Origin of the sequence: Myxococcus sp. SDU36, from assembly GCF_030168875.1 — a bacterium.
GTDB classification, from domain to species: domain Bacteria; phylum Myxococcota; class Myxococcia; order Myxococcales; family Myxococcaceae; genus Myxococcus; species Myxococcus vastator.
In genome coordinates, this window is record NZ_CP077414.1 from 4,176,103 (window position 1) to 4,200,539 (window position 24,437).

General features: G+C 69.6%; 14 protein-coding genes, 3 tRNA genes and 2 pseudogenes. 14 read left to right on the forward strand and 5 right to left on the reverse strand.

Annotated elements, in window-relative coordinates; genetic code table 11:
- Nucleotides 1–16: 16 nt before the first annotated feature.
- The 3 genes from KGD87_RS16440 to KGD87_RS16450 are packed head-to-tail and all read right to left on the reverse strand — an operon-like array spanning nucleotide 17 to nucleotide 6,339.
- The gene (locus KGD87_RS16440; protein ID WP_284668348.1) at nucleotides 17–2,362 is read right to left on the reverse strand and encodes an alpha-amylase family glycosyl hydrolase; all 2,346 of its coding nucleotides are present in this window, start codon (nucleotides 2,360–2,362) and stop codon (nucleotides 17–19) included.
- A 14-nt stretch (nucleotides 2,363–2,376) separates the two neighbouring features.
- A complete protein-coding gene (locus KGD87_RS16445) occupies nucleotides 2,377–3,873 on the reverse strand; it encodes a hypothetical protein (protein ID WP_284668349.1) in 1,497 nt (498 codons plus the stop codon).
- A gap of 39 nt (nucleotides 3,874–3,912) precedes the next feature.
- Nucleotides 3,913–6,339, reverse strand: coding sequence for a glycogen debranching protein (locus tag KGD87_RS16450; RefSeq protein WP_284668350.1), 2,427 nt, complete (start codon nucleotides 6,337–6,339; stop codon nucleotides 3,913–3,915).
- A gap of 251 nt (nucleotides 6,340–6,590) precedes the next feature.
- Here KGD87_RS16450 and KGD87_RS16455 point away from each other — a divergent pair, with 251 nt between their 5' ends.
- The 7 genes from KGD87_RS16455 (at nucleotide 6,591) to KGD87_RS16485 (ending at nucleotide 14,495) form a co-directional block, all read left to right on the forward strand.
- Nucleotides 6,591–7,679, forward strand: a complete 1,089-nt coding sequence (locus KGD87_RS16455; protein WP_284668351.1) for an ABC transporter ATP-binding protein — start codon at nucleotides 6,591–6,593, stop codon at nucleotides 7,677–7,679.
- A complete protein-coding gene (locus KGD87_RS16460) occupies nucleotides 7,676–9,856 on the forward strand; it encodes an extracellular solute-binding protein (RefSeq protein ID WP_284668352.1) in 2,181 nt (726 codons plus the stop codon). The genes KGD87_RS16455 and KGD87_RS16460 overlap by 4 nt, the downstream gene beginning before the upstream one ends.
- The gene (locus KGD87_RS16465) at nucleotides 9,853–10,701 is read left to right on the forward strand and encodes a sugar ABC transporter permease (protein ID WP_284668353.1); all 849 of its coding nucleotides are present in this window, start codon (nucleotides 9,853–9,855) and stop codon (nucleotides 10,699–10,701) included. The genes KGD87_RS16460 and KGD87_RS16465 overlap by 4 nt, the downstream gene beginning before the upstream one ends.
- A 5-nt stretch (nucleotides 10,702–10,706) precedes the next feature.
- Nucleotides 10,707–14,021, forward strand: coding sequence for an IPT/TIG domain-containing protein (locus KGD87_RS16470; RefSeq protein WP_284668354.1), 3,315 nt, complete (start codon nucleotides 10,707–10,709; stop codon nucleotides 14,019–14,021).
- 146 nt (nucleotides 14,022–14,167) lie between these two features.
- Nucleotides 14,168–14,239: transfer RNA gene (locus tag KGD87_RS16475), tRNA-Val, on the forward strand.
- A 15-nt stretch (nucleotides 14,240–14,254) separates the two neighbouring features.
- Nucleotides 14,255–14,331 (forward strand) — tRNA-Asp (locus tag KGD87_RS16480).
- A gap of 90 nt (nucleotides 14,332–14,421) precedes the next feature.
- Nucleotides 14,422–14,495 (forward strand) — tRNA-Asp (locus tag KGD87_RS16485).
- Nucleotides 14,496–14,585: 90 nt separating this feature from the next.
- Here the strand turns inward: KGD87_RS16485 and KGD87_RS37070 are convergent.
- A pseudogene (locus KGD87_RS37070) lies at nucleotides 14,586–15,414 on the reverse strand (tyrosine-type recombinase/integrase); the annotation flags it as partial.
- Nucleotides 15,415–15,744: 330 nt separating this feature from the next.
- Between KGD87_RS37070 and KGD87_RS16495 the strand changes: the two are divergent.
- From KGD87_RS16495 to KGD87_RS16515, 5 genes and pseudogenes are all read left to right on the forward strand, one after another.
- Nucleotides 15,745–16,152, forward strand: coding sequence for a hypothetical protein (locus tag KGD87_RS16495; protein WP_284668355.1), 408 nt, complete (start codon nucleotides 15,745–15,747; stop codon nucleotides 16,150–16,152).
- Nucleotides 16,149–16,874 carry a TVP38/TMEM64 family protein gene (locus tag KGD87_RS16500; RefSeq protein WP_284668356.1) on the forward strand — a complete coding sequence of 242 codons (726 nt, stop codon included), beginning with the start codon at nucleotides 16,149–16,151 and terminating at the stop codon, nucleotides 16,872–16,874. The genes KGD87_RS16495 and KGD87_RS16500 overlap by 4 nt, the downstream gene beginning before the upstream one ends.
- A complete protein-coding gene (locus KGD87_RS16505) occupies nucleotides 16,871–17,584 on the forward strand; it encodes a Rossmann-fold NAD(P)-binding domain-containing protein (RefSeq protein WP_284668357.1) in 714 nt (237 codons plus the stop codon). Before KGD87_RS16500 ends, KGD87_RS16505 begins: the two co-directional genes overlap by 4 nt.
- The gene (locus KGD87_RS16510; RefSeq protein WP_284668358.1) at nucleotides 17,568–18,692 is read left to right on the forward strand and encodes an MBL fold metallo-hydrolase; all 1,125 of its coding nucleotides are present in this window, start codon (nucleotides 17,568–17,570) and stop codon (nucleotides 18,690–18,692) included. Before KGD87_RS16505 ends, KGD87_RS16510 begins: the two co-directional genes overlap by 17 nt.
- Nucleotides 18,643–18,858, forward strand: a pseudogene (locus KGD87_RS16515) (biosynthetic arginine decarboxylase); the annotation flags it as partial. The gene KGD87_RS16510 and the pseudogene KGD87_RS16515, both read left to right, overlap by 50 nt.
- 361 nt (nucleotides 18,859–19,219) lie before the next feature.
- Here KGD87_RS16515 and KGD87_RS16520 read toward each other — a convergent pair.
- Complete coding sequence (locus KGD87_RS16520; RefSeq protein WP_284668359.1) at nucleotides 19,220–20,653, reverse strand: di-heme oxidoredictase family protein; 1,434 nt, start codon at nucleotides 20,651–20,653, stop codon at nucleotides 19,220–19,222.
- A gap of 63 nt (nucleotides 20,654–20,716) precedes the next feature.
- Between KGD87_RS16520 and KGD87_RS16525 the strand changes: the two genes are divergently transcribed.
- On the forward strand, nucleotides 20,717–23,203 hold the full coding sequence (locus tag KGD87_RS16525) for a hypothetical protein (protein WP_284668360.1): 2,487 nt from the start codon (nucleotides 20,717–20,719) through the stop codon (nucleotides 23,201–23,203).
- 72 nt (nucleotides 23,204–23,275) lie between these two features.
- Complete coding sequence (locus KGD87_RS16530) at nucleotides 23,276–24,418, forward strand: imelysin family protein (protein ID WP_284668361.1); 1,143 nt, start codon at nucleotides 23,276–23,278, stop codon at nucleotides 24,416–24,418.
- The last annotated feature ends 19 nt before the right edge of the window (nucleotides 24,419–24,437 follow it).

Sequence of the window (24,437 nt, forward strand, 5' to 3'; positions counted from 1 at the left end):
AGGGAAGCAGGTGCGGTCAGCGCCGGCTCCACGCCAGCGTCTGGCGCAGCGGTCCGGTGCCTTCGTCCACGAACAACAGGCGGTTGGCGCCGTCCTCCCAGTCGAGCGTGCCCTGGGAGCCGTCGCGCAGGAGCTTGTACTCGAAGACGGCGCCCACGGGCAGCGACAGCGCGAAGCCGTCAGGCCCTGGACGAAGCGAGCGCTCGGGCTTCCACCCGCCCAGCTCCGGCCCGCTGCCCACCAGCCGCACCGCCGGGTCCTCCACGGCCAGCTCCACCGTGCGCCGCGAGCCCATCCCCCGCCACCGCAGGCCCGCGAGCTTCGCCGCCGGGGCGAAGCCGCCCGCCGTCTGGGGCGTCAGCCGCGCCAGGGCCACCTCACCGGCGGGCACGCGCACGGAGCCCACATCCCCGGCGGCCAGCGGCGGCGCCAGGGCCAGCGGCTCCAGCTTCGAGCCAGCCAGCCCGTCCGGCAGCGGCACGTCCACGGCGCTGTCACGGGTATTCACGGCGATGACCACGGCCTCGTCGGCGGTGACGCGCGCGTAGGCGAAGAGGTCCTCCCGGGCGGCGAGCATCAACGTCTCGCCACGCTGGAGGGCCTCACTGCCCCGCCGCAACGCCAGCAGCCCGCCAATCCATGCGCGCAGCGGGTGGTTCGTGAAGCGCATGTCGCCCCGGTTCTCCGGCTCCTTCGCGCCCGTCAGGCCCTCCTCGGTGCCGTAGGTGAGCGCCGGCACGCCGCGCGCGGTGAGCTGCACCGCCAGCGCCCGCTTCACCCGCTCCACGTCACCGCCGCACTCGCTCATCACCCGCGGCAGGTCGTGGTTGTCCACCATCGTCACCAACGAGCCCGGCGCCGGGTACAGCCGGTCGTTGAAGAGGATGGCGCCCAGGTGCGACGGGGAGCGGTCCCGGCAGAAGACATCCACCAGCGCGAAGGCCAACGGGAAGTCGAACATCGTCCCGAAGCGGCCTTCCTTCATCGTGTCCGACAGCAGCACCGGGTCGCCGTCCAGCATCTCCCCCAGCAGCAGGAAGTCCGGCCCCGCGTGCTGGCGAAGGTCGTCGTTGTAGCGAGCCCAGAAGGAGGTGGGCATGTGCTTCACCGCGTCCAGCCGGAAGCCCGCGGGCTTGAGCACGTCCACCCACCGGCGCGAATGCGCCAGCAGGTGCGCGTACACCTCTTCCTTCTCCACGGCGAGGTCCGGCAGGCCGTGCACGTCCCCCATCACCAGCTCGCGCGAATCGCTCCAGTCCTTGATGGGGCCCTGGCCATGGAACCAGTCGGGCCGCTCACGCGACAGGCGCGTCTCCGGCCCCACGTGGTTGAGCACCACGTCCAGCACCAGCCGCATGTCCCGGCGCCGCAGCTCCGCCGACAGCGTCTTCAGCAGCGCCTCGTCTCCGAAGCGCGGCTCCACCCGGCCGAAGTCCTCCACCCAGTACCCGTGGAAGGCGCCGTACCCGTAGAACGTGTCGGTGCGCATCTGGAAGACGGGTGAAAGCCACACCGTGCGGACACCGAGCTGCCGCAGCCCGTCCAGCCGGTCAATGACACCTTGCAGGTCTCCGCCGTGAAAGGCCTGCGCGTCCTCCAGGTCCACCACGCCGTCGTTCTTCGGGTCTCCATTGGAGAAGCGGTCCACCATCACGAAGTAGACCGCGTCTCCCGCCGGCGGCTCCCACGAGCCCCGGTAGGGCTGGGGCGCGACCGGCGTGCTCTTGCCCGGCTCGATGCCCGGCCCGGCCGGCGCGTTGAGGCCCGGCACCGTGCCCGGGCCACCGTCCGTGTCCGGCACCAGGAAGGGCGAGGCCAGGAAGGAGTCGAACAGCGCGCCCGCCTGACTGGCGATTTGCGGGGCCACCTCCAGCTGCGCGTCGTCCTCGCGCTGCTGGTCGAACTGGAGCGCCGCGCCGTAGTCCTGGCTGACGACGGTGGGCGCCATGGCGGAGTCCGCGCGCGCGCCCGTGGTCCGCACCGAGATGTCCCACGAGAAGCGGCCACCCACCTGGCTGAAGAAGGTCACCCGCGTCTCCACCAGCAGGTGCAGCGGCGCCTCCGGCGTCAGCGCCTTCAGCATCTCGAAGCGGCGCTGCGAGTCGCGCACCTTCGCGAAGTAGGCGGCGTAGTCCGCGTAGGGCACCACCTCCGCGCGCAGGTTGCGTTTGGCCAGCGTCTCCGCGATGCGCTGCTTCAGTCCCTCCGGGACGTCCGCCACCACGCCGGCCCGCCTCGCGTCATCCCGCACGTAGGCCACGGCGACCACCGTGCCAATGGGCGCCAGGGGCGGCGGCGCCGCGCGGGGCAGACACGCCGCGAGCGTCACCGCGGCCAGCGCCGCCGTGAGGGAGACCACCACGCTCCATCGCCTTGTCAGAACCATCCTTCGGCCTCAATCGCGACCACCGAGTGCCAGTGACGCTCGGGGCCGACGTAAACGTTGTACTGGTCCAGGCTGTCCACGAAGGAGTTGCCGAACGCCGCGTGCTGGGTGGAGCGCTGGAGCCCGTACAGCAGCCGCAGGCTGGGGCGCGCGTAGATGCTGCGGCCCGTGGGGTTGAGCACCACGCCGGCCTTGAACTGCCAGGTGTCGCGCGTGTCGCTGTCACCGAACTCCAGGCCGCGCGCGTCCGCCATGCCGCCGGTGCTGGTGAACACCGAGTCCACGTGGTTGCGGTAGAGGTTGCCGTTCAGGCTCTTCTCGCGCGCGAGGCTGCTCTCCACCAGGAGGTGGACCCTGTCGGTGAGGAAGTACTGGAGGCGAAGCACCGTGGAGGCGATGACGCGGTTGTCCTCGCCCGCGAGGATCTCGTTGTCCTTGTTGAACGAGTAGCCGGCCCACACGCCCCAGAGCGCCTCCAGCTTGTCGGGGATGATGCGCAGGTAGGCCTCGTTGCCGAGGTTGGCGTCGTAGCGCTCGTCGGTCTGGTCCGTGACGAACACGGTCCAATCCCGGCCCCGGAAGTTCTCCGTGTAGAAGGGCTGGGGGTGGCGCTTCTCGAAGGTGAGGTACATGTTGCTCCACACCAGCGGCCCCACATTGCCGAAGCCCACGTAGCCCATGGCCCGGTACGACAGCGCGCTGCGCGCCTGGAGGTCCGGGACCAGGTCCTCCACGCCCGGGTTGGCCTCGAAGTAGCGCCGCACCACCTCGCGCCGCGCGAAGTCCTCGTAGTTGGTCCCGGGCGAAGCGTAGAGCGCGTTCCGGTTGCCGCGCACCGCGGGCTCGTAGCCCACCTGACCGCGGATACCCACCTCCAGGTGCCCGGGAATCAGCCGGTAGCGGAACGACGCGGCGCCCGTCAGCACCGTGTTGTAGTTCCGGGGCCGCAGCGTGTAGCCGCTGTCACCGACCGCCAGGAGGACGTCGTAGCGGTCGCCCTGGTACGTGCCGGACAGGCCCACCGTGTCCCAGAGCACCGTGCCGGGGCGCTGGTCGTAGACGTGCAGGTCGTTCCAGCGGTCCTCGAGCGTGCCCAGCTGCCACGTCACCCGGTCCAGCAGGATGTTGCCGGCGCGGACGAAGAGGTAGTCGGCGCTGAAGTTCACCAGCGAGCCGTTGCCGGGGTCCGCTGAACGGAACGACGTGCCGGAGATACGGGAGTGGACCTCGGCCCACACCTCATCGGACCCCGGCGTGGCCTGGAGCGCATCCAGCCGGAGGTTGAGCTCGCCGTAAGGGCTCTCATTGAGAAGCCGGCCGTAGAGCCAGTAATAGCCCAGCTGACCGGAGCCGCCCGAGAAGTCCGGGCGGGTCATGATGCGGAAGTAACCCGCGGCCCCGAAGCGATCTCGAGGAGCATCGGCCAGGGCAACGAGTGGGAGGAACGTCAACAGGAGGGCGCCGAGGCGCGCAGGCAGGACTCGCATGGGCGGGCCCTGCTTATAGCGCAACCTTGGCTGCCTGCCCTACTCCGCGCGCAGGACGACGATGGTTCTTTCCGGCATCCCATACGTCGGACCGTTCACGGGCGACGGGACATCCAGCCACGCGTTGCCCGTGGACCGGCTGTCCAGCCCCGCGGTCGTGAGATAGGCCGGACTGTCGAAGTACGCCTGCGTGTCGATGAGCCGCGTCCACTTGCGGCCTTCGGGCAGCGTGAACTCCACCGCGCGGGGCTCCATGTTGATGAGCACCAGCAGCTCCGGCCCGTAGGATGCGTCGTGGTAGTGAATCATCAATTGCTTGCTGTCCCACGCCGCCTCGGTGTTCTGGGCGCTCTTCCAGGCCAGCGGCGCGCCCGTGCCGTAGTCCTTCGGCGCGAAGGCGTAGGCGTGCTCCTTGCGCAGGCGGATGGCGGCCTTCACGAACTCGAACATGCGGTGGCGTTCGTCGCGCGCCAGGTACGCGCCCCACTGGTACCAGTTGAAGGCGTTGTCGGACAGCGTGGAGTAGGCGTTGTTGTTGCCCAGCTGCGTGCGCATCCACTCGTCGCCGCCGAGAATCATCGGCGTGCCGTGGCTGATCATCATCGACATGAAGGCATTGCGAATCATCTGCCGGCGCATGCTCTCCGCGCGCTCGTCCCCAATGGGCCCCCAGTTGCGGGAGCGGTTGTGCTCCTCGCCGCTGACCTTGTCGCAGAAGGGGCTGTTCGGGTTGTCACAGCACACCGGGTTCAGCGGACCGCAGCGGTTCTGCTTCTCCTCGTACGCGAACAGGTCGTACATCGTGAAGCCGTCGTGCACGGTGATGAAGTTCATGGAGTGATACGGGCGGCGGCCGTTGCGCTCGAACCACTCCTGGCTGCCGTACATCAGGAAGCCGCCGTCCACCGTGCCGGGCCGGCCACACAACGAACCCTCGTTGGAGTTGAGCTTCCAGCCGTCCTGGTTGATGAACGCGCGCCACCAGTCGCGGAAGCGGCCGTTCCACTCGTACCAGCCGTTGCCCGGCTGCGTCTTGGAGTTGGGGAACTCGCCCAGCGGCATGCAGTACCAGCCGCCCGCGCTCCAAGGCTCGGCGATGATGCGGGTGTTGTACTTCTGGAGCACCGGGTCGTCGATGACGTCCTGGAGCACGGTGTTGCGCGGGTCGTCCCAGCGGTTGTAGTCGCCGTCGCGCTCACCCAGGATGGGCGCCAGGTCGAAGCGGAAGCCGTCCACGTGGAGCTCCTCCACGTAGAAGCGCAGGCTGTCGATGATGAGCTTGCGCGTGGGCCGGTGGTTGGGCCGCATCTGGTTGCCGACGCCGGTGTTGTTCCAGTACGTGCGGCGGTCCGGGTTGAGCGCGTAGTACGCCTGGTTGTCGATGCCGCGGAACGAATAGAGGCCGGCCGTCTCCGCGGGGTCCAGGGACTCCAGCGGCTCGCCGGGCATGACGTCATCCGTCTCCAGCTTCTCGCGCCACAGGCCGCCTTCGCCGGTGTGGTTGTAGACGACGTCGACCAGCACCTCGATGCCGTGCTTGTGGAGCTGCTCCACCATCCACTTGAACTCGTTGATGACCTGGTGCGGCTCCTTGAAGGCCGCGTAGGACACCTCGGGCGCGAAGAAGTTGATGGTCTGGTAGCCCCAGTAGCCACCGTCCAGCGGCTTCTCGTGGATGGGCAGCAGCTCCACCGCGGTGATGCCCAGCTCGGCCAGGTAGGCCGCCTTCTCACCGAAGCCGCGGTAGGTGCCGGGGAAGCGCACGCCGCTGGCGGGGTCCGCCGTGAAGCCCTTTGCGTGGACCTCGTAGACGATGAGGTCCTGCCAGCCGTGGCCCTGCCAGTGCTCGTCCTGGCGGTTGGCGCGCCACTGCTGCTCCACCTCGCCCCACGCGTAGTCGCCGTCCTTGACGAGCACGCTCTTGGCGGAGGCCGCGTACGTCACCTCCGTGCGGGCAGGGCCACTGGCCGTGCTGCCCTTGCCCCAGTCGTGGTCACGGTGCAGGGCCTTGGAGTACGGGTCCGTCAGGAGCTTGTTCGGGTTGAAGCGGTTGCCGTAGACGTCCGCGTCCGCCTTGAAGCCGTGGATGGACCCGGGGAACCACCGCGGGTCGTATTCCCAGTTGGGGCCCCACGCGCGGAAGCCGTAGTGCTGCCCCGCGCCCACGCCTTCCACGTAGACGCTCCACACGTCGCCGTAGCGCGTCATCTCGTAGGTGCGCGCCGGGCGGTTGCTCTCCGGGTCCTCGAAGAGCAGCAGCTCCAGCCGGGTGGCGTTCTCCGAATACAGGGCGAAGTTCACGCCCTTGTCCACGTACGTGGGGCCAATCTGGCGAAGGGACTCGATGTCGTCCACCGAGTAGCTCGGGGCCCGAGCCTCACCGTGGTACAGCCGGACGTAGTCGCTCTCGCTACAGCCAGCGGCGAACAGGGCGGTGGACAGCACCGCGCCCACGAGACGGGACATTCTGGGAGTGCGCATCAGGTAGGCTGACCTCGAGGTCCGGACATGACTCTGCCCGGCAATAAAACCCCGCTTCCATAACAAGCGCCTTCCGTGGCTGACAAGGCAGGGCCCCGGCTTCGCATGGGGAGCGCCCTCCGTTCAGTGGTGCACACCCATGGATGACGCAGTGCGTGCAACCAAGGAGGTTTGAGGAAAAGACGAGCGTCCGGGTAAGGTGCGCGACCGTCTCCCCGTCAATTTCCGAGCACGACTTGTCCGAAGTCACCCTGAGTGGGATCAAGAAGTCGTTTGGCCAGAACCTCATCGTGAAGGGCGTGGACCTTCAGGTGGGCGAAGGTGAATTCCTGGTGATGGTCGGCCCCTCCGGGTGCGGGAAGACGACCCTGCTTCGGCTCATCGCGGGACTGGAACAGGTGGACGCGGGCGAGGTGCGCATCGGGGGCGCCCGGGTGAACGACGTGCCGCCGCGTGATCGCGACGTGGCGATGGTGTTCCAGTCCTACGCGCTCTACCCGCACATGACGGTGCGGGAGAACCTGGCCTTCGGCCTGACGCTCCGGAAGTTCCCCGCCGCGGAGATTGACGCGCGCGTGCAGGAGGTGGCCGGGATGCTGGAGCTGCGCCACCTGCTGGAGCGAAAGCCCAAGGCCCTGTCCGGCGGCCAGCGCCAGCGCGTGGCCATGGGACGCGCCATCGTCCGCAGGCCCAAGGTCTTCCTCTTCGACGAGCCCCTCTCCAACCTGGACACCGCGCTCCGCGTCCAGATGCGCGGCGAGCTGGCGCGGCTGCACCGCCGGCTGGGCGCGACGATGATCTACGTCACCCACGACCAGGTGGAGGCCATGACGCTGGCCACCCGCGTGGCCGTCTTCAATGGCGGGCTCCTCCAGCAGGTGGGACCGCCGCTGGAGCTCTACAACCGCCCCGCCAACCAGTTCGTCGCGGGGTTCCTCGGCTCGCCCGCCATGAACTTCCTGGAGGCGCGGCGCGAGGGGGCGCGGTTTACCGGCAAGGGCTTCACCCTGCCCTGTCCCGCGGACGTGCCCACCGAGCAAGCCACGGTGCTGCTCGGCCTGCGGCCCCAGGACCTGCGCGTGGTGGCCCAGGGGCCGCTCACCGGCACCGTGGACGCGGTGGAGCGCCTGGGCTTCGACGGGTACGCCTTCGTCACCACGGAGGCCGGACTGGTGGCCGCGCGCTTCGACAGGGGCGTCAACGTCGCGGTGGGTGACCAGGTGCATCTGGCCCCCATGGCGGACGCGCTGCACGTCTTCTCCCAGGACGGCGCGGTGGCGCTGCGCCATCCGGAGCAGCGCGCCCCGTTGGAGGTCGCGTCGTGAGCCGGTGGTTCGGGCTGGCGCTGCTCGCCACGGCGCTGAGCGCGCACGCGGCGCCGGAGACGGCGAAGCCGCTGAAGCTGTGGCACGCGTACCGCGGCGGCGAGGAGACGGCGCTCGTCCAGGCCACGGAGCTCTTCACCGCGAAGACGGGCGTCCAGGTGGAGCTGCTCGCCCTGCCCTACGACGCCTACGCGGCCAAGCTGACCAACGCCATTCCGCATGGCGTGGGCCCGGACGTCTTCATCTTCAACCACGAGCGGCTGCGCAACTTCCACGCGCAGCGCCTGGTGGCTCCCGCCAGCGGCCTGGCGCGCGACGACTATTTCCCCAACGCCATCGAGGCGCTGGAGGTGGATGGCCAGGTGTACGGCTATCCCATGTCGCTCAAGTCGCTGGCGCTGTACGTCAACACGAAGCTCGTGCCCCAGCCTCCGGAGACGACGGACGCGCTGCTGGCGATGCTGCCCGCGCTGTCGGACGCGGGCGAGGGCCGCTTCGGCATGGCCTACGAGAGTGGTGACTTCTACTTCCACGCGGGCTTCGTCTTCGGCTTCGGCGGCGAGCTGTTCGACGCCTCCGGCCGCGCGAGCTTCGACACGCAAGGCATGGCCCGCTCGCTGGCCTTCGTGAAGGACCTGCAGGACCGGCGCTTCATTCCCCAGGAGGCCTCGGGCGCGCTGGTGAAGAGCCTCTTCAACGACGGCCGCGCCGCCATGGTCATCAGCGGGCCCTGGTTCGCCGGGGAGATTGGCCCGGACGTGGACTACCGCGTGGTGGGGCTGCCGGTGGTGAGCGCCACGAACATCCCCATCCGCCCCTTCCTGGGCGTGGAGACGGCCTACGTGTCCTCGCGCTCCGCGCGCGCGGAGCAGGCCCAGGCGCTGGCGCGCTTCATCTCGCTGGGCGAGGCCTCGCGCGTGCGCGCCACGGTGGGCCGGCAGATTCCGGCGGACGTGGCCGCGTACCGCTTGCGCGAGGTGCGGGAGGACACGCTCATCTCCTCCTTCCGTGAGGCGGCCCGCCACGCGACGCCCATGCCCAACACGCTGGAGATGGCGCGCGTGTGGGAGCCCATGAAGCTGGCGCTGCGCGCCGTGCTCCAGGGCGGCACCGAGCCCCAGGACGCGGGCGCGCTGGCGGACCGGCGCTACCGCGCGCTGCACCGCGAGCGCCCGCCCGAGGCCAGCCCGCTGCCCTGGCTGGGATTGGTGGGCGCCATGGCGCTGGGCGGGTCCGTCTATGTGCTGCGGCGCCCGGCGGCGACGCTGCCCTTCAAGCGGCGGTATCCGGACGTGGCGCAGGCGGTGGCGTACATCACCCCCGCGGCGGCCGGGGTGGCGGTGCTGGTGTTCGTCCCCTTCGCGGTGGGCCTCAGCCTGTCCCTGTTCCACCACGAGGCAGGGGCGTACTCCTTCGTGGGCTTGGCCAACTTCGTGGACATCCTGGCCAGCCGCGGCTACAGCCTCACCGAGCCCCTGTCCTTCTACTTCACGCTGGCCGTGACGCTGCTGTGGGCGGTGGTCAACGTGGTGCTCCACGTCAGCATCGGCCTGTTCCTGGCGCTGCTGTTGAAGGATCCGCTGCTGAAGCTGCGGGGAGTCTACCGGGTGCTGCTCATCATCCCCTGGGCCGTGCCCAACTACATCACCGCGCTCATGTGGAAGGGCATGTTCCACCGGCAGTTCGGCGCCATAAACGGCCTGCTGGTGGCCCTGGATTTGGAGCCGGTGAGCTGGTTCACGCGCTTCTCCACGGCCTTCGCGGCCAACGTGGCCACCAACACCTGGCTGGGCTTCCCCTTCATGATGGTGGTGGCGCTGGGCGCGCTCCAGTCCATCCCCCAGGAGCTCTACGAGGCCGCGGAGGTGGACGGCGCGAGCAAGTGGACGCAGTTCCGCCGCATCACCCTGCCGCTGCTGAAGCCCGCCATGCTGCCGGCCGTCATCCTGGGCAGCGTGTGGACCTTCAACATGTTCAACATCATCTACCTGGTGTCCGGCGGTGAGCCGGGTGGCGGCACCGACATCCTGGTGTCCGAAGCCTACCGTTGGGCCTTCCAGCGCAACGAGCAGTACGGCTTCGCGGCGGCGTACTCGGTCCTCATCTTCGTGGTGTTGCTGGCCTGGTCCACCTTCACCAGGCGCCTGATGCGGTCGTCCTCGGAGGTGATGGGATGAACCGCCCCTCGCGCTTGAAGATGGCCGCCATCCACGCCGGGCTGACGCTGTTGTGCATGGCCACGCTCTACCCGGTGCTTTGGGTGGTGAAGATGGCGCTGTCGCCCACGGATGGACTGGCGCTCACCGCCAACCCCTTCCCCGACACCGTCACGCTGGAGCACTTCCGGCAGGTGCTCTCCGGCACGGACGCGGCGGGGCGGTGGGTGTTCGGTCGGCAGCTCCTGGCAAGCATCATCGTGGCCGGCGCCACCACGCTGGTGGGCCTGACGCTGGCGGTGTCCGCGGCCTACGCGCTGTCGCGCTTCCGCTTCCCCGGCAAGGAAGGTGGGATGCAGGCGCTGCTGGTGACGCAGATGTTCCCGGCGACGCTGATGATGGTGCCCATCTACAGCATCCTCCAGAAGCTGCACCTGCTGGACAGCCTCACGGGGCTCGTCCTCGTCTACGCCACCACCGCCCTGCCCTTCTGCATCTGGAACCTCAAGGGCTACTTCGACACGCTGCCGCGCGAGCTGGAAGAGGCGGCGGTGATGGACGGCGCCTCCACCTTCCAGGTGTTCGTGCGCGTGGTGCTCCCGCTGGCCCGGCCCGCGTTGGCCGTGACAGCGCTCTTCTCCTTCATGACGGCGTGGAACGAGTTCATCCTCGCCGCCACGCTGCTCAATGACCCGTCCCGCTTCACCCTGCCCGTCGCGCTCCAGCGCTTCGTCGGCGAGCACAAGGTGGAGTGGGGCAAGTTCGCCGCGGGCGCGCTCATCGTCTCCGCGCCGGTCATGGCTTTGTTCTTCGCTCTCCAGAAACACCTCGTCGGCGGGTTGACCGCTGGCGGCGTCAAGGGGTGATGTCGATGTCGTCTCGCTGCCTCCGTGCCCTCTTCCTCGTCCTGCCTCTGCTGGTCGTCGCCTGTGGCGATGACTCAGACGGAGGCCCTGCTCCCAGCGACAACGCGCCCATCGTGCGGGAGGTCCAGCCCTCGGGCGGCCCCGTCGCGGGAAACACCCTCATCAACGTCTACGGCTCCGGCTTCAAGGAAGGCGCGAAGCTGTACTTCGGCCAGCAGGAGGCCCTGCGGGTGGTGGTGGTCAACACCTACCGCATCTACGGCTACACCCCCACGGCCACTTCCGGCGTGGTGGACGTGCGCGTGGTGAACCCCGACAGCGCCCACGGCACCCTGGTGGGCGGCTTCACCTACGAAGGCGCGCCGTCGGCGAACATCGACCAGGCAGAGGTGCTCAACGGCAACGTGGACGCGGTCAGCAACGGCCAGCCGGTGGGCACCACCGTGCGCGGCGCCGTCACCGTGGCCGGCATCACCCGCGGCACGGGCCAGGGCGGCGGCATCCGCGCGCAGGTGGGCTTCGCCCCGGCGGACGCGGAGCTGCTCAACCCGGAAAGCTACACCTGGGAGGAGGCCACCTACGAGGCGGACTCCGACAGCCGCGAGGCGGACATCTACCAGGGCACCGTGCTGCTCCAGCCGGCCATTGGCGGGGAGAGCCGCGAGTGGGTCGTCACCATGCGCTTCTCCATCGACAACGGCGCCACGTGGGTGATGGCGGACGGCGATGGCAGCGCCAACGGCGTGTCGGAGGACATGCTGCGCCGGGTGTTCATCTCCCGGCCGCGCGTGGACTACTGCAAGCTGGGCCCGGACAACAACCGCGGGCCGCTCAACGTCTTCTACCGGCCGGGAGACACCACGCTCATCAAGGTGGCCGGCCAGGTATACGCGGCGGGCGTCACCCAGGGCAGCGGCGCGGGCTCGGGCCTGGTGGCGCAGCTCGGCTACGGCCCGGCGGACTCGGACCCGCGCACCGACGGCGGCTGGACGTGGGTGAACGCCACGTACAAGACGGACCACGGCAACAACGACGAGTGGGAAGCCGACCTGCCCAACCCGGGCACCTTGGGCACCTGGCGCGTCGCCTACCGTTTCAGCATCAGCGAGAACGCGTGGCGCTTCTGCGACGTGGACGGCGTCAACGACAGCACCGAGGGCGAGCTGACCTTCAGCCTGTCCAAGCTGGGCACGCTCACCGTGGGTGACGAGGCGCCGAAGCCGCCGGTGACGTGGTGCAAGATTGGCCTCGACCAGACGCCGCCCGAGGTCATCAACTACACGACGACGCAGACCTCGGGCCTGAAGACGGTGCACGCCCAGGTCAACCTGCCGGGCGTGACGGACAGGGAGGGCGCGGGGCCGGGCCTCGCGGGCCAGCTCGGCTGGGGCCCCGTGGGTGAGGACCCGCGCACCTCGCCGCTGTGGAACTGGTCGGCCCAGCTGACCTTCGACCAGGACAACTTCGAGGTCAACGACCAGTGGAAGGGCACGCTGCCCAACCCGGCCATCAACGGCGAGTACCGCTACGCGGTGCGCTTCAGCCACGACGGCGGCCCCATCCGCGTGTGCGACGGCAACGGCGTGGACGACGGCGGCCAGGACTTCGAGCTGGACCAGCTCGGCACGCTCAACGTGACGGGCCAGCCCGTCATCCCGCGCGTCATCGGCTACTGCAAGCTGGGGCCGGATGGGAACACCACCCCGGAGACGGTGACGTACACGACGACCACCACGGCCAGCCGCCGGGTAGAGGCGCAGGTGTACGTACAGGGCGTGACGAACGCGGCCGGCGAGGGCGAAGGCATCGTGGGTCAGTTGGGCTGGGGCCCCGCCGGAGAGAACCCGGCCACGTCCTCACAGTGGAGCTGGGCCACGGGCGGCGAATACGCGTCGGACCTCGGGAGCAATGACGTGTACGAGGCCACGCTGCCCAACCCGGGCACGGCGGGCAGCTACCGGTTCGCCTATCGCTTCCAGGTGAACGATGGCGCGTTCCTGCTGTGCGACGCGGACGGCAACAGCGGCGGGGCCACCGGCTTCGACGCCGCGCTGACGGGCACGCTCACGGTGACGGAGGCGCAGGCCATCAACGTCGTCAACTACTGCAAGCTGGGGCCGGACGGGAACAACACGCCGCAGTCGCTGGCGTACACCGCCGGTGAGGCGGCCAGCCACGTCATCGTCGCGTACGTGAACGTGGCGGGCATCACCGACACCACCACGGGCGAGGGCGCGGGCATCGTGGGCCAGCTCGGCTGGGGCCCCGCCGGTGAGGACCCGGCCACGTCCGGTGGGTGGGACTGGAGCACGACGGGCCAGTTCGCGGAGGACTTCTTCGGCAACGACCGGTACCAGGCCACGCTGCCCAACCCGGGCGTGGTGGGCGGCTACCGGTTCGCCTACCGCTTCCAGGTGAACGGCGGCGAGTTCCTCTACTGCGACGCGGACGGCAACAGCACCGGCCCGGACGGCTTCGACGCGGCGCTGACGGGCAGCCTGGCGGTGAGCGAAGACCCGGACCCCGAGCCCACGGATGCCTACTGCCGCCTCCAGAGCGTGAGCGGCACGACGGTGGGCAGCGGCGACACCGTCACCGTGGTGGGCCGGGTGCACATCCCGGGCGTCACCGCGGGCGAGGGCCCGGGCGCGAACGTCCAGGTGCAGGTCGGCGTGGGCGCGGCGGACGCCAACGCGTCCACCCAGGCGGCCACGTTCACCTGGAAGGCCGCGGAGTACGCCAGCGAGGCCGACGGCGAGGCGGACACGGATGAGTTCTCCACCACCGTGACGCCGGCCTACACCGGCGACCGCGCCGTCAGCCTGCGCTACTCCACCGACGGCACCACGTGGACGTACTGCGACAAGGACGGCAGCGACGTGGGCGGCTACACGCTGGGCCAGCAGCACGCCCTCACGGTGGGCAACCACGCGGGGATTGGCTACTGCAACCTCCAGTGGCCCTTTGAAATCGCGGCGGGCGCCGAAGGAGACCCGCGTATCGTCTACGGCCAGTTGTGGGCGGAAGGCGTCACGCCCGGAGGAGGCCAGGGCGCGGGCGTCGTCGCGGAGCTCGGCCATGGCCCCGCGAGCAGCGACCCGGGCGTCTCCGGCTGGACGTGGGTGGCGGCGACGTACCTCAGCGACGCGGGCGACAATGACCAGTACGCCGTGAGCCTGCCCACGGGCGTGCCGGCCGGGACGTCCTACACGTACCGCTACTCGCTCAACGGCGGGCCGTTCTGCTACGGCGACCGGAACGACCGGGGTGGCAGCACCAACGGCTTCAGCGGTGGGGACATCGGCACGGTCATCCCGTAGCCAGGCGGCTTTCAGGCTGGCCGCCCGGATGCCCACCAGGGCCCGGGCGGCCTCCTGGAATGATCGGGGCTGCCGAAGCGTATGCTTGACAGTGTTGGATGAGGCCGATAAAAGCCCGCCTCACCGAAGCGCGGCGGACGCCTGACGGGCGGATAGCTCAGCGGTAGAGCGGCGCCCTTACAAGGCGATGGTCACAGGTTCAATCCCTGTTCCGCCCACAGTTGTGCCGATGTGGGGAGTTAGTTCAGTTGGTTAGAACGCCGGCCTGTCACGCCGGAGGCCACGGGTTCAAGTCCCGTACTCCTCGCCAATAAGAAGGGCCCGGAATCGCAAGGTTCCGGGCTCTTCGCCTTTTAGTGAGAGGTTCGGTTTTCGGCCCTGCCGCTCGCGGTAACCGTCTGGGGAGTTAGTTCAGTTGGTTAGAACGCCGGCCTGTCACGCCGGAGGCCACGGGTTCAAGTCCCGTACTCCTCGCTCGACGAAGCCCAGCAATCCTACGGGGTTGCTGGGCTTTTGTTTTTCCTCCGTCCCGTCGTGCGCCCCCCATGTGCCCCTCCGGCGTTGCTAGCCCGGAACGGCGTGTGCCTGCGGCATGGGCCGGTCAAGCGCCTGCACCGCGCTCTCCCGCGCTTCGGGTGACAGGTGCGCGTACCGCATCGTCATGTCGATGGTGGCGTGCCCCATCAGTTCCTGGATGACCTTGAGGGGGATGCCCCGCATCGCAAGGTAGCGGCCGATGCGGGCAGGTCCACCGTCCGGCCCCGGCCTCCCTTGGGCAGTCCCGTCACCCCCTGCCAGATGGAACGGCGCACCTGGAGCTTGCCGCGCGGCAAGTCGAGGTCTCCCCACTGGAGCCCGATCAGCTCTCCGTGGCGAAGTCCCGTCTTGAGCGCCAACAGGAGCAGCGTCCGCCACTCTGGTTCCGCCGCGTCGATCAATCGCTCGGCTTCCTCGAAAGAGAGGAAGTCGAAAGCGGGCTTCGCCGTCTTGAACGCTTCACGCGCGGGACGTGTTGGAGCACGCCCTGTTCCTGGGCCAGTGCGAGCAACTTGTGCAGCACGGTCAGGACGTTGTTGACGGACTTGAGACTCAGGAGCTTCCCCCCGGCTCCCTTGCGTTTGCGCAGGGCATCCTGTGAGGGGGCGTCCTTCCTACCGGGAATGCCCGCTGGCTTCTTCCGCATCGCGGCCTTGAAGTCCTCGATTTCCGCTGGACCGATGGCATCAAGAGGCGTGTTCGCGAATACGGGGAGTAGGTGGTCATCAAGGATCTGCCGCTTGGTGACGACGCTGGAGTGCTTGTTGTTGTTCTCGCTGTACGTAATGAAGCGCGGGACGAACGCCCCGAAGGTGAATATGCGGCCCGGCTCGTTCTGCTTCTCCTTCCCGAAGGTTCACGTCTGCGTCGAAGGTCCGCCGCTGCAGCGTCGCCCAGTCCAGTCTCGGCCGCCGAGCGCGCGCCTCCTCCCGCTCCACCACGCCCCTGCCCCGACGGTGGACCCGACCTGGCCTCCCGTCTCCGGAGACGACGGCACGGGCCGCACCACCCGCGAACGCAGGGCCGCGTTCGGCGCGAAGGCCCCGTGAAACCTGGTCAGGTGCACGCCCCGCGGAGGCATCACCGCCAACAGCCGCTTCATCAGCGCCTCTGCGGTGAAGACCAGGACCTGCCCCTTCCTCGTGCGGTACTCGACGCGCCCGTCCTCCCTCCGGCGCCGGACCCCGTGCTCGCGGAGGCGCCCGTGCAGGGCCGCGGGGACGCCGCCACGGTCGCCTCGGAAGTTGCCTGCGTGCGGCCTTCCGCGGCGGAAGAAGCGGTCCCGCCGCCGCGGCGGCCGCGCGGCAAGGCTCGGGCGCAGGTTGCCCTCAAGCTCAGGTCGGCCCTTGACGTTTCGCGCGCCATCGACGCGCTCCGACAGTCGCTGCCCTGGCTGTCCGTTGAAGACGGTCTCTGGCTCGTGACGACCTTGTGCTTCTACGTCTCCGGGATGTGGCCCGCCGCGCACCCATCCAGGGCGGCAAGACAGGCCTGCGCGCACCCCGAACTGTGCGCGCTCGAGGTTGACGCTGAGCGAGCGCTCGCGCGAACCGTGTCGATCATGCTCACCGGGCTCGAGGCGAAGACCACATGAGCCAGCGGGCCAGCATGATCCCCGCGAGGACGCTCACCCGCGGTACGACGGTCCTTGCCGCCCCGCTCTTGCTGATCGCGGCGCATCACTTCGGGCTGTTGCAGCTCGTCTCCGAGCCAGAACAAGCCAGGCAGGCCATCCTCGGCCTCGGTGCGTTGGGACTTGTGGCCTTCGTCGTCGCGTACGCGTTCCTGCAGCCTCTCGGCGTCTCCGGAGTGGCCTTCGTTCTCGCCGCGCCACTCATCTGGCCCTGGCCCATCGCCTTCGCTGTCTCGATGTCAGGAACGCTCGCGGCGAGTGTCGTCGGATTCTCGTTGGCCAGGTTCGTCGCGCGCGACTGGATGACAAAGCGCATCCCTGCGCGCTTCCGCACGTACGAGGGCCCCCTGGCACGACGGGGGTTTGCGACGGTTGCCGCTCTCCGGCTCGTGTTCCTGATGATGCCGATGCTGCACGCGCTCTTCGGCATCTCAAGGGTGGGCTTCTGGACGCACCTCGGAGCATCAGCCGTCGGATACGTCGTTCCGCTGTTCGTGATCAGCTACTACGGGGACGAGGCCTTCGAGCTCTTGCGAGGGGCGCCACTGTCCGCATGGGCGGGACTCGCCGCGGCCGTCCTCGCCGTCGCCGTGGGTCGCCTCCTCATGCGTCGCCACGGTCGTCGCCGGCACGGCTCAGCCCCAGACATGACTCTCTCGAACTCAAAGGACGTGACCCCATGACGGAACAACGGCGGAGTCAGGGCCGGTTCGTCCTCCTCTTCGGTGCAACGGGTACGGCGGGCAGCGGCGTCCTCCAGGCGTGCCTCGAGGATCCAACGGTATCGGAGGTGCGCGCCATCACCCGGCGGCCATTGGGCGCTTCGCATCCCAAATTGCGCGAGGTGATCTGGAAGGACTTCGCTCACTTTGAAGGAATCGCAGAGGAGTTCAGAGGTGTGGACTGCTGCCTCTTCTGCCTTGGGACCTCGGCGCGCAATGTCGCGGGTGAGGACGCGTACCGCGAGATCCACGTCGCATATCCGCTCGCTGCTGCGCGCGCACTTCTGGCGGAGAGCCCCTCGGCGGCCTTCGTCTACCTCTCCGGCTTCTTGACGAAGCGGGGGTCGTGGATGATGTGGGCTCGGGTGAAGGCTGAAGCAGAGGACGCGCTCGCGACTCTGGGCTTTCTGCGCCACGCCAACGTGCGCCCCACCGGCGTTCTGCCCATGCACCCCGAGGGCGCGGAGCGTTGGCTCCTGGCGCCCCTCGCCAGGGTCTTCCCTTCGCTGACCATCGATCGGGTCGAACTGGGGAGGGCGATGCTCCGGCTTGGCCTGGACAACGCCTGGGACGGAAGCCACACACTCGAGAGCTCGGAACTCAAGGCAATCGCGCGGGGCGCTCCGCTTCCGGCAGCGACGAAGGGAGAACCCCATGCGTCGGCTTCGTAGCAGGGCGCAGGAGGCCCGCCTCAAGAGGGTGCAGGCGTCGCCGCGTTTCGCCGGCGGCCAGTTTCACAACACCGCCCCGGTCGACCAGGGCCTCAAAAAGGGGACACACCTCTCCACGACCCGGGAGTTCGTCTTCGGGCGGCAGCGGCGCGTCCCGAAGGCGACCTTTCCGCTCGTCGACCCGCGCGAGCCCTGGCAACGGCCGACTCAAAGCGGCCTACGCGTGACCTGGCTCGGCCACTCGACGACGCTGGTCGAGATCGACGGCTTCAGAGTGCTGACGGATCCCGTGTGGGGCGAGCGCGCCTCGCCTGTCGCCTTCGCAGGACCGAAGCGATTCCACCCCGCGCCTGTCTCGATCGAGCAACTCCCGCAGCTCGACGCGATCGTCATCTCCCACGACCACTATGATCACCTCGACCGTCCGAGCATCACGCGGCTCTTGGCACTCGGTGTGCCGTTCGTGACGTCGCTGGGTGTCGGCGCGCACCTGGAGGCTTGGGGCGTGCCGGCGGAGCGAATCTTCGAACTCGACTGGTGGGAGTCGATCGAATTGCGCGGGCTGACCATCACCGCTGCCCCCGCCCAGCACTTCTCCGGGCGCGGCCTCGGCGATCGCAACGCGACATCCTGGTCCTCCTTCGTGCTGTGCGGACCACGCCACACCGTGTTCTTCAGCGGCGACACAGGACTGACGGAGGAGTACCGCGAGATCCGGGAGCGCTTCGGTTCGTTCGACCTCATCATGCTCGAGGTCGGCGCCTGGGACCCTGCCTGGGACGACATCCACCTCGGCCCTGCGAACGCGCTACACGCGCACGCAATGCTTGGCGGCGGCGCGTTCCTCCCGGTGCATTGGGGAACGTTCAACCTCGGCCTGCACGCGTGGAACGAACCGGCAGAAGACCTCTTGAAGCTGCGGCCGTCCGACGCCCCGCTGATCATGCCGAGACTCGGGCAACCCGTTGAACCTCGTCACGTCGAGCTTATCGACCCGTGGTGGCGCGAGGTGGAGGAGACCGGGACGGCACCCTCCCCTGTCCGAGCTCCTCACCGCCAAGGTGAACCAGCACCGGTACGTGGTGGAGACCATCGTCTCCGCCGGTGAGCAGTACGGCTACGCGCTGGAGGCGGGCTCCAAGCCGGAGCTTCTGGCGGTGATGGCGCTCTTCGAGGACGAGGACGGCCTCATCATCTGCAACGGCTACAAGGACGAGGAGTACGTGGAGACCGCGCTCTACGCCTCCAAGCTCGGCCGCAACGTGGTCCTGGTCGAGCGCCGTCACCTCGCGACGTGCTGCGGATCGACGTGCCGCCGAGCTGAGGAAGAAGAAACCTGCTCTTCGTGAACCGGCGAATAGGAGGGATGGGGGCCCTGTTGAGGGGGAGGGAGGATGCAGAGGGGCCGAGGAGGGCCGCTGACGGGGCCGCCCGAGCGATGCTCCCGGCCGGTGGACAGGCCGCTTGAGCCCCCTTGGGGCACACGCCTGCCCAGGCCGCGCTCCCATCAGGTGCGTGGCAGGAGCCTGGGCCTGTTGGCTGTCTTGAGCCTCAACACCACGCGGCCTGGGCAGGGCCTGACCCGCCGGCGCGTTCGTGGTGGCGCGACGTGCGCGACGCCCGTCGGCGTCCGGCTCAGAGGGAGCGGAGAAACGCCATCAGCGCGGCGGCGTCCTCTGCCGACAGCGCGTCGAAGCGCACGCGGGCGCTCTCCGCCTCGCCGCCGTGCCACCGGATGGCCTCGAGCAGCGTCCGCGCCCGTCCGTCGTGAAGGAAGCGCGCATCCGGGCTCTCCTCCACGAGCCCCAGGCCCCACAGGGGCGGCGTCCGCCACTCCGCGGGTCCGGCGACGCCCTCTCCGAAGGGGTCGGCGAGGCCCGGCCCCATGTCGTGCAGGAGCAGGTCGGTGTAGGGCTGGAAGGTCACGCTCCGCAGCCGGGGCGTGGCGGCGTCCGCGGCCGTCACCAGCGTCTGCCGGTGACAGGATGCGCACCCCACGTGCTCGAAGAGGGCATGTCCCCGGCGAACGACCGGATCATCCTCGCTCCGGCGTGCGGCGGGGACGCCGAGCAGGCGCATGAACACGCTCACCGTTTCGAGGTCCCCGCGGGCGATCTCCGGCGAGCCGCCGTTGGGCATCGCCCGGCACGACGGCTGGAGCGCGGTGCAGTCGTCGGGGTGACCCGGAGAGGTGATCCCCAGGTCTCCCGCGAACGCCGCGGCGGTCTGGTCGTCGAGCGTGGCGTGCACCGCCTTCCACCCGAACCGACCGATTCCGCCGTCGTTCGGAAGTCGCGCCGCGCGGCCGGAGATCCCGTCGCCGTCGAGGTCCTGCGGGTCTTCGAGCGCGAGCAGGGTCTCGTCGCTCACCGCCTCCAGCAGGCCCATTCCCGCCAGGTGAGGCGAGAGCCGCGGCAGCGCGTGCGTGGTGGGCGCGAGCGGACCCCATGTGGCCTCGGGGGCGAGTTGGAAGGCGAGTGACCCGCCGTCGCTCTGCCACGTCACCCGTCCTTCGCCCGGGACGCCGGCGATGCCGAACGGCTGGAGCTGGCCGCCGTAGACCGGGTCCGGCCCCGAAGGTCCCGCGAGCCGGAAGAGGATGCCGATGTCGACCTCCCCGTCCGGGCGCAGTGCGCGGGGCCGTCCAGACGCGGGATGACACGCCACGCAGGAGGCCGCGTTCAGCAGTGGCCCGAGTCCGTCGAGGTTGGGGCGGGCACCGCTCGGCGCCGGCACCCAGTCCGCCACGAAGAACTCGCGGCCGAGCGAGAAGCCCGACTGCAGGACCTCGTCGATCGGGGCCGGGCTGAGAAATGGCCGCGTGCCGTGGCTCCCGAGGGTGAGGGGCCCGCCCACCGCGTTCGCATCCGGCATCGGCTCGCTCGGCGCGGGGATGCCCGCGTCCGGTGACGGCTCCACCGAAGCGTCCGGCAGCTCCACCGATGCGTCCGCGCCGCTCCCCGCATCCGGCGCTGGGAGCACCGACGCGTCCGGCTGCGAGCCGCCCGGGCCTCCACACCCTGCGACCCAGATCACCGACACCCACAGCAGCCGTTGCGCGACCCTCATGCCCGAGCTTCTATAAAATATGATATTGACTTGCAAATTCATTATCGACTACACCGCGCCACCATGAGAGCCTCGCTTCGGCCCCTCGCGCTTCTTGGCGCCCTGTTCCTGCTCGCGTGCCCTGTTCCCGTGGAGCCCCTGCCCGACCCGGTGCCTCCGGAGGGGCCGGGAGCGGTGGATGCGGGCGGCGAGGGGCAGGTGGACGCCGGCGTCGCCGCGAGGGCGCGCCTGGAGGTCCTCTCGCCGGTCACCGGCACCGTGTCCTTCGATCCGGCGCTGACCCTCGAGGTCCGGGTGCGAGACGGCGACGCGGACGGTCTGCGGGTGCAGGTGGACGAGGCCACGCCCCTCCTCATCGAAGAGGGCTTGGCGCAGGACGCCACGCGCTCCATCCCGCTGACCCTGGCGCTGGGGGTCAACCGCATCCACCTCGAGCTGCTTTCCGGCGGCGAGAAGGTCGATGACGCGGTGGTCGTCGTCTTCATCCAGGAGACCACCGTGCCGCTGCTCGAGGTGCTCTCTCCGCTGATGGGCGAGACGACGCTCCGCAGCCGCGTCGAGGTCGCGGGCCGCATCGTCTCCTCCCGCCCGATCACGCAGGCCTCCGTCACCCCCGCGGGCGGGCAGGCCGAAGCGCTGAACCTCGCTCCCGCCGTGGGCGGCTTCACCTTCACCGGCTCGGTGGCGCTGAACGTGGGCGAGAACACGCTGCGCTTCGAGGTGGCGGACGAGCGCGGCGGCGCGGCGGCGCACACCGTGACGGTGCAGCGCGCACAGGACACGGCGGCCCCGGCGCTCGCGGTGACCTTCCCGCGCGAAGGGCAGGCGGTGCGGACGCGCCAGGTGCAGATGCGCGGCACGACGAGCGACGACGCCGGGGCGGCCTCGGTGAAGGTCGCGCTCGGCACGCAGCAGGTGGCGGCGACGGTCGCGGCCGACGGGACGTGGACGGCGCTGCTCATGCTGGCGCCGGCGATGAACGAGGTCACGGTGACGGCCACCGACGACGCCGGCAACGCGGTGCAGACCACGCGGCAAATCTACTTCGGCCAGCGGCTCGCCTCGGGCGGGGCGCACGGCGGCGCTGTCACCTCCCAGGGAGGCATCGCGACCTGGGGGCGGAACAACCTCGGCCAGACGGGCCTCGACTACGTCTCCCACGAGAGCCGCGCCGCCTGGTGCGACCGCACCCTGACCAGCACCGGCGACATCACGCTGTGCAAGGCGACGACGCTGACGGCGATCCATGCCGTCTGTGACAACCCGTCCTTCCTCGTGCCCAAGCCGCCGGACTCGCCGGATGCGCAGGCCTGCCGCTCGGCGGTGACCAACCTGCGCGCCCAGGTGTGCGCCGCCGCCGGTGTCGGGGCACCCAACAACTGCGCCACGAGCGCCTCGGCGAACCTGTTCGCGGCGTGCGATGCTGCCTACGGGACCGGCACCTCCGCCGGCGCCGCCTGCAAGCAGGGACTGCTGTGCGACCCCGCGTACCCGGCCGGCAGCCCCGCGCACGCCCACTGCGTCTCGCTCGTCGACGGGGTGCCGCTCACCTTTCCCGCGCCCGCCACGCCGCACTCGCCCACGGCGGTGAGCGTGCCGGGCACGACCTTCGTGTCGCTCGCCTTCAACCAGAACGCGTCCAGCGCGCTCGATGCCGCCGGGCGAATCTGGTCGTGGGGCGACAACGGCTCGGGCCAGCTTTGCCTCGGCGACACGAACGGGCGCATCGCCCCGGCCCAGGTGGCGGACTTCGGCGCCGCCGACACGCAGGTAGTGGCGATCGCGCGGGGCTACGAGCATCTGCTCGCGCTCCGCTCCGACGGCACGGTCTGGTCGTGCGGCGCCAACGCCATCGGCCAGCTCGGCGACGGCACCTCCGGATCCGCCAACAACCGCAGCGCGCCCACCCCCGTCCAGGGCCTCCCCGCGAACGTCGTCCAGGTGTCCGCCGGCTCCGCCACCTCCTACGCACTGACCGCGGACGGCGTGGTGTGGGCATGGGGACGCAACCAGTACGGAAACCTCGGTAACGGGCAGGCGTCCGCTGCGTCGGCGGCGCATCCGCTCCCCGCGCAGGTGCCCGGGCTCACCGAGGTGGTGATGATCGCCAACGGCCGCGACCACGTGCTGGCGGCGAAGCGCGACGGCACGCTCTGGGCCTGGGGACTCAACGCCAGCAACCAGGTCGACGGCAGCGGCGGCAACGTGCTCTCGCCCGTCCGCATCCAGACCATCACCGACGCGCGCGCCGTCTACGCGAATGGCAACCAGGGCTTCTACGAGGACGCCCAGGGCCGGCTCTTCGGGTGGGGGCAGAACGGCAGCGGGAACCTTGGGATCCCCGAGAACGCGGATCAGCCGGTGCCCACCCTCCCGGTGTTCGGCATTCAAGACGTGCTCGACGTGGGCATCGGCGCGCTGCAGGGGTTCGCGATGCGCGGGAACCAGGTGTTCGCGTGGGGCTGGAGCTTCCACGGCTCGCTGGGGGCCGGCACCTCCGCGATTCACACCTGGCCCTACCGGACGCCGATCCTCGTCCAGATGCCGTGAGCCGGCGGGCCATGCAGGGCACTGAACTCTCGAACTCAACCGCGAAGAATCGAAGGTGAAGAGGTGAAGGCGATGTCGAAGAAGATGGCGACGAGGTGGCTGGTTGCGCTGACGCTGCTCGGGCTGACGGCGTGCGGCGGGAAGCTGGAGCGGGAGGCGGCGGAGACCTACGCGCGCATCGCGGAGGCGTCGTACGCGGATTCGCTCGCGGAAGCGAAGCGGCTGCAGACGGCGGTGGACGCCTTCGTGGCGGCGCCGGATGCGGCAGGGCTGACGGCGGCGCAGACGGCGTGGAAGGCGGCGCGCGAGCCGTACGGCCAGACGGAGGTGTTCCGCTTCTATGACGGCCCCATCGACGATCCGGAAAACGGACCGGAGGGGCTGATCAACGCGTGGCCGCTGGACGAGGCGTACATCGACTCGGTGCAGGGCGCGCCCGGCGCGGGCTTCATCAACGATCCTTCTGTCGCGCTGACGGCGGAGGCTGTGATGGCGCTCAACGAGAAGGAGGGCGAGGAGAACATCGCCACCGGCTACCACGCGATCGAGTTCATGCTCTGGGGCCAGGATCTCAGCGAGACCTCCGCCGGCACCCGCCCGCACACGGACTTCGTCAGCGCGGCGAACGCGGACCGGCGCAGGCAGTACCTCGGTATCCTCTCCGCGCTGATGGTGCAGCACCTCGAGGAGGTCCACGCGGCCTGGACAGACGGCGGCGACAACTACCGCGCGCAGTTCGTGGGTGCGAAGGGCCGCGCCTCGCTGGAGAAGATGCTCACCGGGATGATCGTCCTTTCCGGCTTCGAGCTCGCGGGGGAGCGGCTGCAGACCGCGCTCGACTCGGGCGACCAGGAGGACGAGCACTCGTGCTTCAGCGACAACACCCACCGGGACATGGTCCTCAACGCGAAGGGCGTGCAGAACGTGTGGCACGGCCGGTACGTGCGGACGGACGGCACCGTGATCGAAGGCACCGGCCTCAAGGCGGTGGTGGCGGACGAGGACGCGGCGCTGGCGGACGCGCTCACCGCGCAGATCGACCGCTCGGTGACCCTGGGCGAGGCGATCCAGGCGCCGTTCGACCGGGAGATCGCCACCGGAAACGCCGCGGGCCGCGCGCGGGTGCAGGCGATGATCGACTCGCTGAGGAAGCAAGAGGAGCTCCTCTTCGACGTCTTCAAGCGGTTCGGGCTCACCGTCTCCATCCCCGAGTAGGCGGAGAGGGACACGCACG